This window comes from Bradyrhizobium sp. Rc2d (assembly GCF_900099855.1).
Lineage (GTDB): Bacteria > Pseudomonadota > Alphaproteobacteria > Rhizobiales > Xanthobacteraceae > Bradyrhizobium.
Window position 1 is genome coordinate 158,814 of the sequence record NZ_FNCU01000007.1, and the last position, 15,553, is coordinate 174,366.

Genomic DNA, 15,553 nt, shown 5'->3' on the forward strand with positions numbered 1-15,553 from the left:
AGCTTCGGCGGAAACTGTGATAGAGTTTGCCATCATGAACGACACCACCGGCCCATCCGAGTCCGACACCACCGTCCTGCAAAGCGCGCTGCGCGGGCTCGCCTGCAAATGTCCGCGCTGCGGCGAAGGCAAGCTCTATGCGGGCTTCCTGACGCTCGCGCCTCGCTGCGACCGCTGCGGGCTCGACTACGCTTTCATCGATAGCGGTGATGGTCCGGCGATCTTCATCATCATGCTGGCCGGAGCGATCGTGGTCGGCTGCGCGCTCGTCGTCGAGGTCAAGTATCAGCCGCCGTTCTGGCTGCATGCGGTGCTCTGGCTGCCGCTGATCCTCGCCACCACGCTATTGCCGCTGCGCGCGATGAAGTCGCTGCTGATCGCGCTGCAATTCCACCACAAGGCAGCGCCGGGCCGGCTCATCGACCGCGCGAAATGAACGGGAGTGTGCGCAAGCCTCGCGTGGTCGGCTTTGCGCTGTTCACGTTGCTCCTGACGGCCGTCTTCGTCGCACTCGGCATCTGGCAATTGCAGCGCCGGACAGCCAAGCACGAGTTGATCGCCGCTCTCACCGAACGGCTTGCGGCCGCGCCGGTCGCGCTGCCTGCGCCCGCGCAATGGGCTGCGCTCAATCCCGCGCGCGACGAATTTCGCCGCGTCAGCTTCACCGCAATCTACGCAGCCCTGCCCGATGCGATGGTCTATTCCTCCGGCTCGGCCGTGCGCAAGGACGCCGCCGGCCCCGGCACCTGGGCGTTCCTGCCGGCGCGGCTTCCGAGCGGTGAGATGGTCGTGATCGATGCCGGCTTCGTGGAGAACACGATGCAGGATCGCAGCGTCGAGGATCGCGCGGTGAGTCAGCTCGTCACGGGTCAGCCGGCCGTGCTCACCGGCTATCTCCGGTTCCCGGAACCAGCAGGCTGGCTGACGCCGGCGGAGAACCGCGACAAGCGACTCTGGTTCGTGCGCGATCATCTGGGAATCGCGAGCGCGCTCGGCTGGGGGACGGTTGCGCCGTTTTATATCGACCTGGAGCAGCCGATGCCCGAGAACGGCATTCCACGTCCCGGTCCGCTCGACGTGCATTTGAAAGACGATCACCTGCAATACGCCATCACTTGGTTCTCGCTCGCAGGCGCCCTGTTGATCGCTTTTGCGGTGTGGGTGAGGGGGCGGCGGCCGAGCTGAATTTGTCCGTAGATCCACGAGGAAACCCGGTATCGCCCGGGCTTTACCGTTCAGCGCATATTCACGAGTGTAGTCCTAAGCCGCCAGTGCTTGTCCCCGGCAGAGGATTGCAGCGTGAGTGATTTTGATCAGATGGGAATTGTCGTCGACTGGGTGGACGCCTGTCGGAAGGGCGACCTCACGACGCTGCTCGATCTCTATGCCGACGACGCCCAGCTCGAATGCATGTGCAACGGCATGCACCGATATTGCGGCCGGAGCGAGCTCGAAGCCTATTGGCAGCCGCGGCTCAGCGCCTTCGCGTCGGTGGGTTTCGGACTGGAGGAGATCCATCCCGCGCCTCATGGCGTCGAACTCGAATATTCAGTCGCCGGCGCGCTGCACATTCATGCTTCGTTTCGCTTCAGCCCCGAAGGCAAGATCCGCAGCACGCTGTGCGAGCCGGCGCGGCAGAGCGCGCATGCCGGTTGCGCGTGCTAAAGCATGATCCGGAAAAGTGCGCAGCGGTTTTCCGAAAAGATCATGCTCAAGCAATAACCTAAAGCGCGATGACGATTCACCCCAATCTCATCGCGCTTTAGCCTGATGATGGCGCATCCCGCGTCGTCTTGACCGGAAGACGGCAGCGCACATAGGTTCGGTCATCCGCGCGCAGCAGTGACAGCGATCCGCTGAGCGCGCGCACGCGCTCATGCATGCCGGTCAGACCCCGGCCGAAGACGTTGCCGGCGGGAAAGCCGCCGCCGTCGTCGGAGATCTCGATGACGAGCGTCTCGCCGGCGGCAGTCGCCTGCACATGGGCATTGCTGGCTTTGGCATGGCGCAGCACATTGGTCAGCGCCTCCTGGATCACGCGATAGACGGTCTGGGCGAGCGGTCCGTCGATCCCGTTGAGACCGGGATCGATCGTGGCCGTCAGGCCGATATGCGGTGACTGCTTGCCAAAGTTTTGCAGCAGTGTCTGCACGCTGGTCGCGAGGCCCAGCTCCTCGATATAGAGCGGTCGCAGCCGGTCGAGAATACGGCGGTTGGTCTGCTGGAGCGCCTCGACCGATTGCAGCACCTCCTGCGCCGAATTGCCGAGATTTCCTGCAGGTCGCGATGCCTCGATCAAGGCGATCGTCCCGGCGCGGATACTGAACAACAGCGGTCCGAGTTCGTCATGCATCTCGCGGGCGAGGTCGCGCCGCTCGTCATCCTGGAGCGACACCAGGCGGTGCAGGAGGTCGCGATTGTCCGCGCTCAATTGCGCCAGCGTTGCGGCCAGCGCGTTGGCCTCCTCGCAGCTCTGCCGGATCTCCGGCGGGCCGGCGACGGGAATCGGCGTTGCGTAGTCGCCGCGCCGTATCCGCGTGAGCCCCTCGCCGAGATTTCGCAGGGGCCGCAGCGCCGATCCTGCGAAGACATAGGCGATGGTGCCCGTGAGCACCATGAGCGCGAGGACGAGGCAGATCAGCGCGAGAAAGCCGATCCATTTCTCGAACAAGTCGGCCGACAGGTCCGGGAGGAAGACGAGATCTCCTACACGCCTGCCGTCGATGATGACCGGGGACGCCGCGTCCATCTCCGGGATGACAAGCAGCTCGATGAACCATTGCGGCACGCCATGCAGGCTGCGCAGGCCGCCTTTCGGGGAGGGCGCGGGACCCTCCTCGGCGGCGCGGAATTGGATATCGGAGGAGGTACCCAGGGAATGGACAAAGGCATCGAGTGTCTGCCGTGGATTGTCCGACGCGTGCAGGGTGTTGTTGAGCGCGGTGGCGATTGCCCGGGCCGAACGCTGGCGCGGCTCATTCTCCTCAGCGAGCTGGCCCCCTGCGAAGGTCTGAAGCAGCATGCCGCCCAGGATCAGTGCCGCGAGAAGACTCGCGCCAAGCGGAAGAAACAATTGCGTCCGGAATGAGAGCCGTTGCCACATTAGGTCAATTCTAACGTGTTTTGGTGGGATTCTCTCTTTCCATTTGTTCCCGCCGGTCTATGAGTCGAAAAACAAGAGAGCGCGCGATGCAAGATACCGCCAGACCGGCGACCAGGGTCCTGATCGTCGACGACCATCCCGTGGTGCTGTCCGGTTGTCGCACCCTGTTCGCCTCCGACCACTCGATCCGTATCGACGAGGCGACCGACGCCAAATCCGGGCATCGCGCCTATGTCAGCAAGCGGCCCGACGTCACCGTGATCGACATCAGCCTGCCTGATGTCTCCGGATTCGAGCTGATGCGACGCATCCGCAAGGACGATCCGGGCGCCAAGATCATCATGTTCAGCATGAACGACGATCCGGCCTTCGTGGTGCGGGCGGTCGAGCTTGGGGCGCAGGGTTATGTCTCCAAGGGCGACGATCCCAGGATCCTGCTGAAAGCGGTGCGCAAGGTGGTCGCAGGCGACAATTTCATCTCGCCGCAGCTCGCGGAAGCCGTGACGTTTTCCGGTGCGGCGATCAAGGCCAATCCCGCCTCGCAGATGACGCCGCGGGAGCTCGAGATTCTCCGCCTGCTCGGACGCGGCGACAAAATCGTCGAAGTGGCCGAGGCGCTCGGTATCTCCTACAAGACCGTCGCGAACACCACGTCCCTCCTCAAGCAGAAGCTCGGGGCCAAGAACCATTCCGATCTGATCCGGATCGCCGTGGAAATCGGGATGAATTGATCTCCCGCCAACGACCGAACCGGCTGCTCCAGGATGCAGCGGTTCGGTCGACGGATCGGCGTCGCCATCGGCCGGGCAATGCATGGGCGATGGCTGGCACCCTCCGCCGACCCAATCGGTCGCCACGGCATTCGTTCCTCAGGTCGGCCATGGTTTCGGGAGAAAGCGGCAATACAAAGCGAGTCATTGCACGTAACCGCGACAGAATGCCCTGAGCGCGCCGGGAAAAATAGGAACGTCGTTCGTCGCCTGCCGTTTTGGCTCTTGACGATTTGATTGCAGCTGACGAAAGCTTGAGCGAACAGTTTTAGCGGGTCGGGGGACCCGACGAGGCAAACCGGTCTGCACACAACGACAGACCTTCCAAGAGAAGGGCTGCGGCAATGCCGCAGCCCTTTTTCATTCAGCAACGAGGGCGACCGGAAGCGGTTTCCCGATGCCGCAAAACACTTTATGGTGGCCGAAAGCCGCTGGCTGTTAACAAGTATTTTCGTAAAATCAAAGGCTTAACGAGCGGGCTCAGGCTCGGTCGGCCTTTGGAGGGCAGTTTGACTCGTTATATCTCGACCCGGGGCGAGGCCCCCGAACTCGGCTTCTGTGACGTTATGCTGACCGGGCTCGCCCGCGATGGCGGCCTGTATGTGCCGGCCATTTGGCCGCAGCTTTCGGCGCAGGCCATCGCGGGCTTCTTCGGCCGTCCCTATTGGGAAGTCGCGGTCGACGTGATTCGCCCCTTCGCCGGCGGCGAGATCACGGAGGCCGAGCTTGGCCGCATGGCCAACGAGGCCTATGCCACCTTCCGACATCCCGCGGTGGTGCCGCTGCGCCAGATGTCGCCGCATCAGTTCGTGCTGGAGCTGTTCCACGGCCCGACGCTCGCCTTCAAGGACGTGGCGATGCAGCTGATCTCGCGGCTGATGGACCATGTGCTCGCCAAGCGCGGCCAGCGCACCACCATCGTGGTCGCGACCTCCGGCGATACCGGCGGCGCCGCCGTCGAAGCCTTCGCGGGTCTGGAGAATGTCGACCTGATCGTGCTGTTCCCGCATGGCCGCATCTCAGAGGTCCAGCAGCGGATGATGACGACGACGGGTGCGGCCAATGTGCACGCGCTCGCCGTCGAAGGCACCTTCGACGACTGCCAGGCGCTCGTGAAGGGGATGTTCAACAACCATCGCTTCCGCGATGCGACCTCGCTGTCCGGCGTCAACTCGATCAACTGGGCGCGTATCGTTGCCCAGGTGGTCTACTATTTCACCTCGGCCGTCGCCGTCGGTGCACCGGCGCGCGCGGTGGATTTCGTCGTGCCGACCGGCAATTTCGGCGACATCTTTGCCGGCTACGTCGCCAAGCGCATAGGCCTGCCGGTGCGCACGCTGCGCATCGCCGCCAACGTCAACGACATCCTGGCCCGCACGCTCAAGACCGGGATCTATGAGGTGCGCGAGGTGCACGCCACGGCGTCGCCGTCGATGGACATCCAGATCTCCTCGAATTTCGAGCGGCTGCTGTTCGAGGCGGGCGAGCGCGATGCGGCCGGCGTGCGTCGCCTGATGGATTCTCTGAAGCAGTCCGGGCGCTTCGTGCTGCCCGATGCGACGCTGGCCGCGATCCGCGGGGAGTTCGACGCAGGCCGCGCCGACGAGACCGAAACTGCGGCTGCGATCCGCGCCGCCTGGCGCGAGGCGGGCGAGCTGGTCGATCCGCATACCGCAGTGGCGCTCGCGGTCGCCGACCGCGACACCACCGACACGACGGTCCCGAGCATCGTGCTCTCCACGGCCCATCCGGCCAAATTCCCCGACGCGGTCGAGGCGGCTTGCGGCCAGCGGCCGCAACTGCCCGCCTGGCTCGACGGATTGATGACCAAATCCGAGCACATGAAGGTGATGAAGAACGATCAGGCCGAGGTCGAGCGGTTCGTGCTGTCGGTCAGCCGCGCCGCAAAGCAGGGAGTTGCCGGATGAGCGTCGAGATTTCCAAGCTTGCCTCCGGCCTGACCATCGTCACCGACAAGATGCCCCATCTCGAGACTGCCGCGCTCGGCGTCTGGGCTGGCGTCGGCGGGCGCGACGAGAAGCCGAACGAGCACGGCATCTCGCATCTTCTGGAGCACATGGCGTTCAAGGGCACGACCACGCGCTCCTCGCGCGAGATCGTCGAGGAGATCGAAGCGGTCGGCGGCGACCTCAATGCCGGCACCTCGACCGAAACCACGTCCTATTACGCGCGGGTGCTGAAAGCCGACGTGCCGCTCGCGCTCGACGTGCTCGCCGACATCCTCGCCAATCCCGTTTTCGAGTCGGACGAGCTGGAGCGCGAGAAGAACGTCATCGTGCAGGAGATCGGGGCTGCGCAGGACACCCCCGACGACGTCGTGTTCGAGCATCTGAACGAGCTCTGCTATCCCGACCAGCCGATGGGCCGTTCGCTGCTCGGCACCGCCAAGACGCTGCGCGGCTTCAACCGCGACATGCTCCGCGGCTATCTGTCGACGCATTATCGCGGGCCCGACATGGTGGTGGCCGCCGCCGGCGCGGTCGATCACAAGCAGGTTGTCGCCGAGGTCGAGAAGCGTTTCGCGAGCTTTGAAGCGACGCCGGGACCGAAGCCGCAATCCGCCCAGTTCGGCCAGGGCGGCGCCAAAGTGGTCCACCGCGAGCTCGAGCAGGCGCATCTGACGCTGGCGCTCGAGGGGGTGCCGCAGACCGACCCGTCGCTGTTTTCGCTCCAGGTCTTCACCAACATTCTCGGCGGCGGGATGTCGTCGCGGCTGTTCCAGGAGGTTCGCGAGAAGCGCGGCCTCTGCTACTCCATCTACACCTTCCACGCGCCCTACACCGACACCGGCTTCTTCGGCCTCTACACCGGCACCGATCCCGCCGACGCGCCGGAGATGATGGAGGTCGTGGTCGACATCATGAATGATTCGGTGGAAACCCTGACCGAGGCCGAGATCGCGCGGGCCAAGGCGCAGATGAAGGCGGGCCTGTTGATGGCGCTGGAGAGCTGCTCGTCCCGTGCCGAGCAGCTCGCCCGGCATGTGCTGGCCTATGGCCGGCCGCAGACCGTGCAGGAGCTGGTGGCCCGGATCGACGCCGTCAGCGTCGAATCGACCCGGGATGCCGCGCGTGCGCTGCTTTCGCGCAGCCGCCCTGCGGTCGTCGCATTGGGCAGCGGCAGGGGGCTGGACACGGCGGTGTCTTTTGCGGAAGGATTGACCCGGGCGCGCGCCAAGGCGCGGCTGCATTAGGAGCCGCGCAGGGGCGCCGCCCCCGGAAGCATCACCATGGCCCTCTTTCGCCTGCCATCCAGTGGACCCGCCGCCCTCGTGCCGCGCGGCAACGGGTTGCTGCTGCGCGCTCCGCAGATGTCGGATTTCCTGCAATGGGCTCACTTGCGCGAAAGCAGCCGCGACTACCTCACGCCCTGGGAGCCGATCTGGCCCTCGGACGATCTCACCCGGTCCGGCTTCCGCCGCCGTCTGCGCCGCTATTCCGAGGACATCGCCGCGGATCGTTCCTATCCCTTTCTGATCTTTCGCGAGCTCGACGGCGCCATGGTCGGCGGCATCACGCTGGCCAATGTCCGGCGCGGCATCGTGCAGGCCGGCACCATCGGCTACTGGATTGGGCAGCCCTACGCCCATCGCGGCTACATGACCGCGGCACTGCGGGTGCTGCTGCCGACGCTGTTCGGCGAGCTCAACCTGCACCGGGTCGAGGCCGCCTGCATCCCCACCAATGCGCCGTCGATCCGGGTGCTGGAGAAGTGCGGCTTCTCCCGCGAGGGGCTGGCGCGCCGCTATCTCTGCATCAACGGGATCTGGCAGGATCACCTGCTGTTCGGCCTGCTGCATGAGGATTTTCGCGGCTGAGCCGCCACCTCCTGCGGCCAAAGTCTTGGTCGCCCCGCCTTGCTTGCTGCCGTAATTTACCTGCCTTGGGTTCGCCGATTTTGGCGATATAACGGCGCGGGCCGGCCTGCGATCGGCCGGAATGCTGTCATGGAGTATGGGTGTCGATGGTGAAGGAGCTTCGGTCATCGCGGAATGCGTTGCGGCAGGGGACGGCGGTCGCGCTGGCGTTGTCGATTGCGCTCGCGTCCGTTTCGCCGGTGGCGGCCCAGTCCTTGAGCGACCGCTTCAAGAGCCTGTTCGGAGGCAAGTCCGACGAGCCGGCCCAGCCCAAGCCGGCGCCCGCGCCCGGCCAGCCAGCCGATGACGACGTCGATTGCCCGCAGGTCACCGTGCGCGCCGGCGCCTCCACCTATGCGGTTGGTGCCAGCGGCAAGCCGGCCGTCGGCAATGAGATCCGCTTCCAGGCCACGATCACCAAAATGGCGCGCGAATGCGCCCGGAGCGGCGGCGATATCACCGCCCGGATCGGAATCCAGGGCCGTGTCATCGCCGGTCCCGCCGGCGCGCCTGCGACGGTCGAGGTCCCCTTGCGTATTGCAGTGGTGCAGGGCGGCGTCGGCGAGAAGGTGATCGCCTCGAAGGCCTACCGGACCACGGTCGAGATGTCGGAGGGCGGCAGCGTGCCCTTCACCTTCGTCGCCGAGGACCTGGCTTACCCGATGCCCTCGGCAGCGGTCGCCGATTCCTACATCTTCTATGTCGGCTTCGACCCGCAGGCACTCTCGCCCGAGCCGAAGGGGCGGAAGAGGAAGTAATTGGCTACGACCTCAGCTGTCATTGCCCGCCACCGGATCTCGCCTTCTGCGAGCGCTCCGGCGGGCAATCCAGTAATCCGAGACAGCAAGGTTAGAACCGAGGGGCCGCGGCGTACTGGATCACCCGCCTGCGCGGGTGATGACACCGTACTTGTTGACGTGGCGTCGAAAACAAAAAAGCCGGCGCTCATCGCGCCGGCTTTTTGATTGGTGAAGGCGCCCCCCTCAGTTCAGCTTCTGCCGAACCTCGTTGATGCCCTTGGCGAGCAGGTCGTCGGCGACCTGGCCCTTGACCGACTGCGACAGGATCGTCGAGGCGGCCTGCACGGCGGCTTCGGCGGCTGCGGCGCGGACATCGGCCAGCGCCTGGGCCTCGGCGAGCGCGATCTTGCTCTCCGCGGTCTTGGTTCTGCGGGCGACGAAGTCTTCCATCTTCGCCTTGGCGTCGGCCGCGATGCGCTCGGCTTCGGACTTGGCATTGGCGATGATGTCGGCAGCCTCGCGCTCGGCCGCGGCACTGCGCGCCTTGTAGTCGGCGAGCACCTTGGCTGCCTCCTGCTTGAGACGTGCGGCGTCGTCGAGCTCGGCCTTGATGCGGTCGGCACGATGATCGAGCGCGGTCATCGCCGTCTTGAAGATCCCGAGATAGCCGAACACGACCATCAGGATCACGAAGGCGACGGCGACCCAAAATTCAGGTTCGAAGAACATCTCGACTAACCCTTCAAGGACGCATCGACCGCGGCATTGACCGACGCTGCGTCGGGAACGACGCCGGTGAGCTGCTGCACGATCTGGCCTGCCGCATCCGCCGCGATGCCGCGGACGTTGCTCATGGCGGCAGCGCGGGTCGAGGCGATGGTCTTCTCCGCCCCGGCGAGCTTGGCCGCCAATTGCTCTTCCAGAACCTTGCGCGCGGCGTCCGCCTGCGCATTCGCCTTGTCGCGGGATTCGTTGCCGATCGCCTGTGCCCGCGTGCGCGCCGAAGCGAGCTCGCTTTCATAGGCCTTCAGCGCCGCGTCGGACTGGTCCTTCAGCTTCTGCGCTTCGGCGAGGTCGCCCTCGATTTTGTTCTGCCGCGCCTCGATCGCACCGCCGATGCGCGGCAGAGCGAGCTTGGACACGATCACGTAAAGCAGGACGAAGAAGATCGCGAGCGACACCAGCTGTGAAGCAAAGCTGCTGCTCTCGAACGGCGGAAAACCGCCACCGTGGTGACCACCGTCAGCCTCGGTGTGAGCGCCCGCCGCCGGACCTTTTGCGTCGCCATGACTCTCAGCCATGGAGTTCTCCTGTTGCTGTCACGCGCGCCGTCCCATGGACTGGAACGGCGCGAAAAACCTCGTCCTCAGAGCGGAACGAACAGCAGCAGCAGCGCGATCAGCAGCGAGAAGATGCCGAGCGCTTCGGTCACGGCGAAGCCGAAGATCAGGTTGCCGAACTGGCCCTGAGCGGCCGACGGATTGCGAACGGCTGCGGCGAGGTAGTTGCCGAAGATCACGCCCACGCCGACGCCCGCACCGCCCATGCCGATGCACGCGATGCCCGCGCCGATAAGTTTTGCTGCTGCCGGATCCATTTTAGACTCCTTGGAAGAAAGATTGCGTTGTGGGTGGAAATTCCCCGGACCGCTCAGTGTCCCGGATGAATGGCGTCGTTGAGGTAGATGCAGGTCAGGATCGCGAACACATAGGCCTGGAGGAACGCGACCAGGATCTCGAGCGAGGTCAGCGCGACCGTGAGGGCCAGCGGCAGCACGCCGCCGACCCAGCCGATGGCGCCGAGCGAGAAGCCGAGCATGGCGACGAAGCCTGCGAACACCTTCAGCGCGATGTGGCCGGCCAGCATGTTGGCGAAGAGACGGACGCTGTGGGAGACCGGCCGCAGGAAGAACGACAGGACCTCGATGAACATGACCAGCGGCAGGATGTAGATGGGGACGCCGTGGGGAACGAAAATCTTGAAGAATTTCAGGCCGTTCTTGTAGACGCCGTAGATCAGGACGGTGAAGAACACGAGGAGCGCAAGCGCCGCGGTGACGATCAGGTGGCTCGAGACCGTGAAGGTGTAGGGGATGATACCCACCAGATTCGAGACGCAGATGAACATGAACAGCGAGAAGATCAGCGGGAAGAACTTCATGCCTTCCGCGCCGGCCGTCGAACGGATGGTCGAGGCGACGAATTCGTAGGAGATTTCTGCGACGGACTGCAGACGCCCGGGAATCAGCTGCGTGCCGCTGGCGAGCATCAGGATCGAGATGATCGCCACGGCCACCAGCATGTAGAGCGACGAATTGGTGAAGGCGATCGTATGATTGCCGATATGGCCCAGAGTGAAGAGAGGCTCGATGTTGAACTGGTGGATCGGGTCGATTTTCATCAGCGCGGCATCTCTTGGTCTGCCGGGCGATGCCGGCGGGTCTCGGTCTGCCGGCCGGGCCGGCCCGTACCGGCGAGCCGGCACGATCATTCCTCTCTTGGGGATCGCTTAAGAACCACCGCGCCTGTTTTGACCCGCGCCCGCCGTTCTCACCACATTCACCACGCCGGCGACGAAGCCCAGCAGCAGGAACACGATAAATCCGAAAGGCGACGTCGACAGCAAGCGGTCGAACCCCCAGCCAATCCCCGCTCCGACAACGACGCCGGCGACCAACTCCGAGGATAACCGGAAACCAAGCGCCATCGCCGAGGCTCTGGCCGCTCCGTCTTCACCGTCACCTGCGGGTTGCTCGGTCTTGCTCCGCCGGTCCCGAAGTTCGGACAACCGCTGATCAAGACTTCCGAGCCGTTCGGAAAGCGCAGCTTCCTCGGACGATCTATCGCGATCTCCATTCTCACCGTGTCCCGTGCCCTGTGTCATGCAACGAAGACCCGAAACGCCGCGGCTGAATGGAAATTACGCCCGCCACCCTCAAAAGCCGCGCGGACCATACTGATGGCCTATAATCAAGTCAAGCCAAGTCACGATTGCGTCGCTTTCCGTTATGTATCTGATTTGGTTGATGATATTGGCGCACACAGCAGCGCTGCACACAGCGTGACGCCGCACCGCAGCAGCTCTTCGCATGATCGGCGGATGCAGCCGCCATTTCGCCGCGCTGCCGGGATCAAAGGGACCGTCGTGGTCGTTGATATCGGTGGTGCGTTTTGGGCGGCGGATGGCCTCGGCGGGTGTAGAATTACGAAAGTGCCACCTGCACGTCGTGGCGGAGCGCAAGATGAGACCTGTGACGTCATCCACAACATCATGGTTTGCGGGAGCGACATTCGCCGTGGTGATGGTCGTCAGCGGCGGCTTCGTCGCCGCGCAATCCGCTCCCGACAGTGAAAACGGCCGCTACAGCATGACGCCGATCCCCGAGGGCGTGTTGCGGCTCGACACCCGCACCGGCGCCATGTCGACCTGCACCAAGAACGGCGCCGGCTGGGCTTGCTACGCGGTGCCTGACGAGCGGTCCGCACTCGATGCCGAGATCGGCCGGCTTCAGGCCGAAGTCGAGAAGCTGAAGGGCCAGTTCGCGGCCGGGCCGACGGTATCGGGCAAGATCGACGAGCCGCTGCCGAAATCCGATCCGCTCAAGAAGGCGGAGCCGAAAGCCGCCGAGGGCGAGCGCAAGATCGAGATCCCGCTGCCGAGCGACCAGGATGTCGACCGCGTGATGTCGTTCCTGGAAAGAGCCTGGCGCCGGCTTATCGACATGGCCAACCGCGTGCAGAAGGACGTGTCGGGGAAGATTTGAGGACCCCTTCGCGCGGCCAAAGCATTGAGCTCTTGTAGGGTGGGCAAAGGCGCCTTGCACCGTGCCCACCATGTTTCCACGATGACGAGACAAGACGTGGGCACGGCGCTTTGCGCCTTTTGCCCACCCTACGGCGCTTCCGGAGGGATTTTTGATGACATCAGGCAAATCTGTAACGCGTTCGGCGCCCTCGTCGGTGCAGGCCGCCACCGTCACATCGTCGCTGCTCACCGTGCAGGCGCCGGGTCACGGCTTCACCGATCTGACCAGCGAGGCAGCCAAGTTCATCGCTGAAGCCCACGCGCGCGAGGGCGCGTTGACGCTGTTCATTCGCCACACCTCGGCCTCGCTGACGATTCAGGAGAATGCCGACCCTTCCGTGCTCGCCGATCTCAGCACGGCGCTGTCTCGGCTCGCGCCCGAGAACGCCGGATGGATGCATGACACCGAGGGGCCTGACGACATGCCCGCGCATATCAAGACGATGCTGACGGGTGCCTCGCTTCAGGTCCCGGTCCTGAACGGCAAGCTCGCGCTCGGCACCTGGCAGGCGATCTATCTGATCGAACATCGCAGCCGGCCGCATCGGCGCGAGATCGTGCTGCAGTTCGTCGGCGCGACGTCATAAGCAAAACGGCCGCGGAATCCGCGGCCGTTCGTGTCTGATCGCCGGAGCCTTGGTTCCGGCTGATCTCAACTAGATCTGCTTGATGTCGACATCCTTGGTTTCCGGCAGGAACAGGAAACCGATCACCAGGCTCATCGCGGCAATGGCGACTGGGTACCACAGGCCGGAATAGATGTTCCCGGTAGCAGCCACGATCGCAAACACCGTCGCCGGCAGGAAGCCGCCGAACCAGCCGTTGCCGATGTGGTAGGGCAGCGACATGCCGCTGTAGCGGATTCGGCTTGGGAACAGCTCAACCAGCCAGGCGGCGATCGGCGCGTAGACCAGCGTCACGTAAATCACGAGAATCCAGAGCAGGACCGTCGTCATGACATAGTTGATGTCGTTCGGATCGGCGGAAGCCGGATAGCCATGAGCCTTGATCGCTGCGGGCAAAGCCTTGGCGAAATCGGGCGAGGTGGCCGTAAGCGTCTGCTCGCCGATCTTGACCGTCGCCGCCGTGCCCTTCGGCGCATCCTGGTTCTGGTAGTTCACCGACAAGTTCACCAGTGCGGCCTTGGCGATGTCGCAGCCGGTGGTGAACTTCTCAGTGCCGGTTGCCTTGAACTGGAACGAGCACTCGCTGGGGTCGGCGATTACCGTCACCGGCGAGGCTGCCAGCGCTGCTTCGAGCTTCGGATTGGCGAAGTGGGTGATGCCCTTGAAGATCGGGAAGTAGGTCACCATCGCAAGCAGGAAGCCGGCGAGGATGATCGGCTTGCGGCCGATCTTGTCGGACAAAATTCCGAAGATGATGAAGAAGGGCGTACCCAGGGCGAGCGCAACCACGATCATGATCTGCGCCGACACGGCCGGTACCTTCAGGGTCTGGGTGAGGAAGAACAGGGCATAGAACTGTCCGCCGTACCACACCACCGCTTCACCGGCCGTGGCGCCAAACAGCGCCAAGATAGCGATCTTGGCATTGCTCCATTCGCCGAAGGCTTCGGTGAGCGGGCGCTTCGAGGTCTTGCCCTCTTCCTTCATGCGCTGGAACACGGGCGACTCGTTCAGGCTCAAGCGGATCCAGATCGAAACCGCCAGCAGGACGCCGGAGAGCAGGAACGGAATGCGCCAACCCCAATCGCCGAATGCTTCTTCGCCCATCGCGGTGCGGATGCCGAGGATCAGCAGCAGCGCCAGAAACAGACCGAGCGTCGCGGTGGTCTGAATCCACGACGTGTAATAGCCGCGCCGGTTCTGCGGGGCATGTTCGGCAACGTAAGTCGCCGCACCGCCATATTCACCGCCGAGCGCCAGGCCCTGGATCAGGCGCAGACCAATCAACACGATCGGTGCGGCGAGGCCCCAGCTCGCATAGCCCGGCAGCAGACCGATGAAGAAGGTGCCGACGCCCATCAGCGTCATGGTGACGAGGAACGTGTATTTGCGGCCGATCATGTCGCCGAGCCGGCCGAAAATCAGCGCGCCGAAGGGGCGGACTGCAAAGCCGGCTGCGAAGGCGAGCAGTGCGAAGATGAAGCCGACATTCGGCGGCACGTTTGAGAAGAAGTATTTTGCCAGGAAGGCGCCGAGCGTGCCGTAGATGTAGAAATCGTACCACTCGAAGACGGTGCCAAGTGAAGAGGCGAAAATGACCTTTCGCTCTTCGCCAGTCATCCCTCGGGTGCGGACGGTCCCGTCCGCGGTCGCAGCCATGGTCATCAGTTTTCGCTCCCCAAACGGTTGTTTCGCGACCCGGCTGCTGTCGGAAAGCCGGGCGACCTGATCGTTAAGGTAACATCGCCGTGAAACCCTCCCCAATACGACTTTTGGCCTTGCGCACTGACGCGCAGCTGACGGTGCTGGTATCGGGTGCGGCGCGGCCGGACGAGATTGTGGATTAACCCCTTTGCAGCAAAGGGATAATGTGCACTTGCATGCCACGGCCGGGCAGGGAAGAATTGACCCGCCGCCGCATCGACTCGTCGGCCGGTCGCGAACGACAGCAAGAGAACGATGAACGCTCCCACGACCCATCTCGTCATTGCCGATGATCATCCCCTGTTCCGCGACGCGCTGCGACAGGCGGTGGCGGGCGTCCTGACCTCGGCCAGGATCGACGAGGCCGGATCGTTCGAGGATCTGACCAAGTTGCTGGAACAGACCTCCGACGTGGATCTGGTCCTGCTCGACCTCTCGATGCCCGGGATCTCCGGCTTTTCCGGCCTGATCTATCTGCGCGCGCAATACCCGGCGATCCCGGTCGTGATCGTCTCGGCCTCCGACGACAGCGCCACGATCCGCCGCTCGCTCGATTTCGGCGCCTCCGGCTTCATCCCGAAGCGGTTCGGTGTCGAGACGCTGCGCGACGCCATCCTCAAGGTGATGGAAGGCGACGTCTGGGTTCCCGCCGACACCGATCTGTCGGCCGCGTCCGACCCCGACATGACCCGCCTGCGCGACCGCCTGGTGACGCTGACGCCGCAACAGGTCCGTGTCCTGATGATGCTCTCGGAGGGCCTCCTCAACAAGCAGATCGCCTACGAGCTCGGCGTCTCCGAGGCCACCATCAAGGCGCACGTCTCGGCCATCCTGCAAAAGCTCGGCGTCGAGAGCCGCACTCAGGCCGTCATTGCCGCCGCGAAGATCGCCGGCGGCCAATGGAAGCAGGGCACTCCGACGGGGTGAGG

The 15,553-nt window shown here is 64.2% G+C and carries 18 protein-coding genes; 11 read left to right on the forward strand and 7 right to left on the reverse strand.

Annotation, left to right across the window (positions count from 1 at the left end):
* Positions 1-34: 34 nt before the first annotated feature.
* The 3 genes from BLV07_RS12275 to BLV07_RS12285 all read left to right on the forward strand — a co-directional run bounded on the left by BLV07_RS12275 (position 35) and on the right by BLV07_RS12285 (position 1,665).
* Positions 35-436: a DUF983 domain-containing protein gene (locus BLV07_RS12275; protein WP_091885224.1), complete on the forward strand. Its 402-nt coding sequence runs from the start codon at positions 35-37 to the stop codon at positions 434-436.
* Positions 433-1,185 carry an SURF1 family protein gene (locus tag BLV07_RS12280; RefSeq protein ID WP_091885227.1) on the forward strand — a complete coding sequence of 251 codons (753 nt, stop codon included), beginning with the start codon at positions 433-435 and terminating at the stop codon, positions 1,183-1,185. The genes BLV07_RS12275 and BLV07_RS12280 overlap by 4 nt, the downstream gene beginning before the upstream one ends.
* Positions 1,186-1,299: 114 nt before the next feature.
* Positions 1,300-1,665, forward strand: coding sequence for a nuclear transport factor 2 family protein (locus tag BLV07_RS12285; RefSeq protein ID WP_091885231.1), 366 nt, complete (start codon positions 1,300-1,302; stop codon positions 1,663-1,665).
* A gap of 97 nt (positions 1,666-1,762) precedes the next feature.
* On the opposite strand, the gene BLV07_RS12290 is transcribed toward BLV07_RS12285, so the two are convergent.
* Positions 1,763-3,103 (reverse strand): histidine kinase, encoded by a 1,341-nt coding sequence (locus BLV07_RS12290; protein WP_091885234.1) that lies wholly within the window; start codon positions 3,101-3,103, stop codon positions 1,763-1,765.
* A gap of 86 nt (positions 3,104-3,189) precedes the next feature.
* On the opposite strand from BLV07_RS12290, the gene BLV07_RS12295 reads away from it, so the two are divergent.
* From BLV07_RS12295 to BLV07_RS12315, 5 genes are all read left to right on the forward strand, one after another.
* The gene (locus tag BLV07_RS12295) at positions 3,190-3,834 is read left to right on the forward strand and encodes a response regulator transcription factor (RefSeq protein ID WP_091885239.1); all 645 of its coding nucleotides are present in this window, start codon (positions 3,190-3,192) and stop codon (positions 3,832-3,834) included.
* Between the two features lie 548 nt (positions 3,835-4,382).
* Positions 4,383-5,801: a threonine synthase gene (gene thrC, locus BLV07_RS12300; protein WP_176945491.1), complete on the forward strand. Its 1,419-nt coding sequence runs from the start codon at positions 4,383-4,385 to the stop codon at positions 5,799-5,801.
* Positions 5,798-7,087: a M16 family metallopeptidase gene (locus BLV07_RS12305; RefSeq protein WP_091885245.1), complete on the forward strand. Its 1,290-nt coding sequence runs from the start codon at positions 5,798-5,800 to the stop codon at positions 7,085-7,087. Before thrC ends, BLV07_RS12305 begins: the two co-directional genes overlap by 4 nt.
* A gap of 36 nt (positions 7,088-7,123) precedes the next feature.
* A complete protein-coding gene (locus tag BLV07_RS12310) occupies positions 7,124-7,711 on the forward strand; it encodes a GNAT family N-acetyltransferase (RefSeq protein WP_091885248.1) in 588 nt (195 codons plus the stop codon).
* A gap of 146 nt (positions 7,712-7,857) precedes the next feature.
* Entirely contained in the window at positions 7,858-8,508 is a 651-nt protein-coding gene (locus BLV07_RS12315; protein WP_091885251.1) for a hypothetical protein, read from the forward strand.
* Between the two features lie 225 nt (positions 8,509-8,733).
* Here the strand turns inward: BLV07_RS12315 and BLV07_RS12320 are convergent, their stop codons facing one another.
* The 5 genes from BLV07_RS12320 to BLV07_RS12340 all read right to left on the reverse strand — a co-directional run bounded on the left by BLV07_RS12320 (position 8,734) and on the right by BLV07_RS12340 (position 11,373).
* Positions 8,734-9,219: a F0F1 ATP synthase subunit B family protein gene (locus BLV07_RS12320; protein WP_091885253.1), complete on the reverse strand. Its 486-nt coding sequence runs from the start codon at positions 9,217-9,219 to the stop codon at positions 8,734-8,736.
* A 5-nt stretch (positions 9,220-9,224) separates the two neighbouring features.
* On the reverse strand, positions 9,225-9,791 hold the full coding sequence (locus BLV07_RS12325; protein WP_091885256.1) for a F0F1 ATP synthase subunit B family protein: 567 nt from the start codon (positions 9,789-9,791) through the stop codon (positions 9,225-9,227).
* Between the two features lie 65 nt (positions 9,792-9,856).
* Entirely contained in the window at positions 9,857-10,087 is a 231-nt protein-coding gene (locus BLV07_RS12330; protein ID WP_007599451.1) for a F0F1 ATP synthase subunit C, read from the reverse strand.
* Between the two features lie 53 nt (positions 10,088-10,140).
* Complete coding sequence (locus BLV07_RS12335) at positions 10,141-10,890, reverse strand: F0F1 ATP synthase subunit A (RefSeq protein WP_091885258.1); 750 nt, start codon at positions 10,888-10,890, stop codon at positions 10,141-10,143.
* Between the two features lie 108 nt (positions 10,891-10,998).
* A complete protein-coding gene (locus BLV07_RS12340; RefSeq protein WP_091885261.1) occupies positions 10,999-11,373 on the reverse strand; it encodes an AtpZ/AtpI family protein in 375 nt (124 codons plus the stop codon).
* Positions 11,374-11,731: 358 nt separating this feature from the next.
* On the opposite strand from BLV07_RS12340, the gene BLV07_RS12350 reads away from it, so the two are divergent.
* Together BLV07_RS12350 and BLV07_RS12355 are read left to right on the forward strand one after the other, a co-directional pair.
* Positions 11,732-12,253, forward strand: a complete 522-nt coding sequence (locus tag BLV07_RS12350; RefSeq protein WP_091885427.1) for a hypothetical protein — start codon at positions 11,732-11,734, stop codon at positions 12,251-12,253.
* Positions 12,254-12,407: 154 nt separating this feature from the next.
* A complete protein-coding gene (locus BLV07_RS12355; protein WP_091885264.1) occupies positions 12,408-12,881 on the forward strand; it encodes a secondary thiamine-phosphate synthase enzyme YjbQ in 474 nt (157 codons plus the stop codon).
* Positions 12,882-12,950: 69 nt separating this feature from the next.
* On the opposite strand, the gene BLV07_RS12360 is transcribed toward BLV07_RS12355, so the two are convergent.
* On the reverse strand, positions 12,951-14,540 hold the full coding sequence (locus BLV07_RS12360; RefSeq protein ID WP_091885429.1) for an MFS transporter: 1,590 nt from the start codon (positions 14,538-14,540) through the stop codon (positions 12,951-12,953).
* A gap of 339 nt (positions 14,541-14,879) precedes the next feature.
* On the opposite strand from BLV07_RS12360, the gene BLV07_RS12365 reads away from it, so the two are divergent.
* A complete protein-coding gene (locus tag BLV07_RS12365; RefSeq protein WP_091885267.1) occupies positions 14,880-15,551 on the forward strand; it encodes a response regulator in 672 nt (223 codons plus the stop codon).
* Positions 15,552-15,553 lie beyond the last annotated feature (2 nt).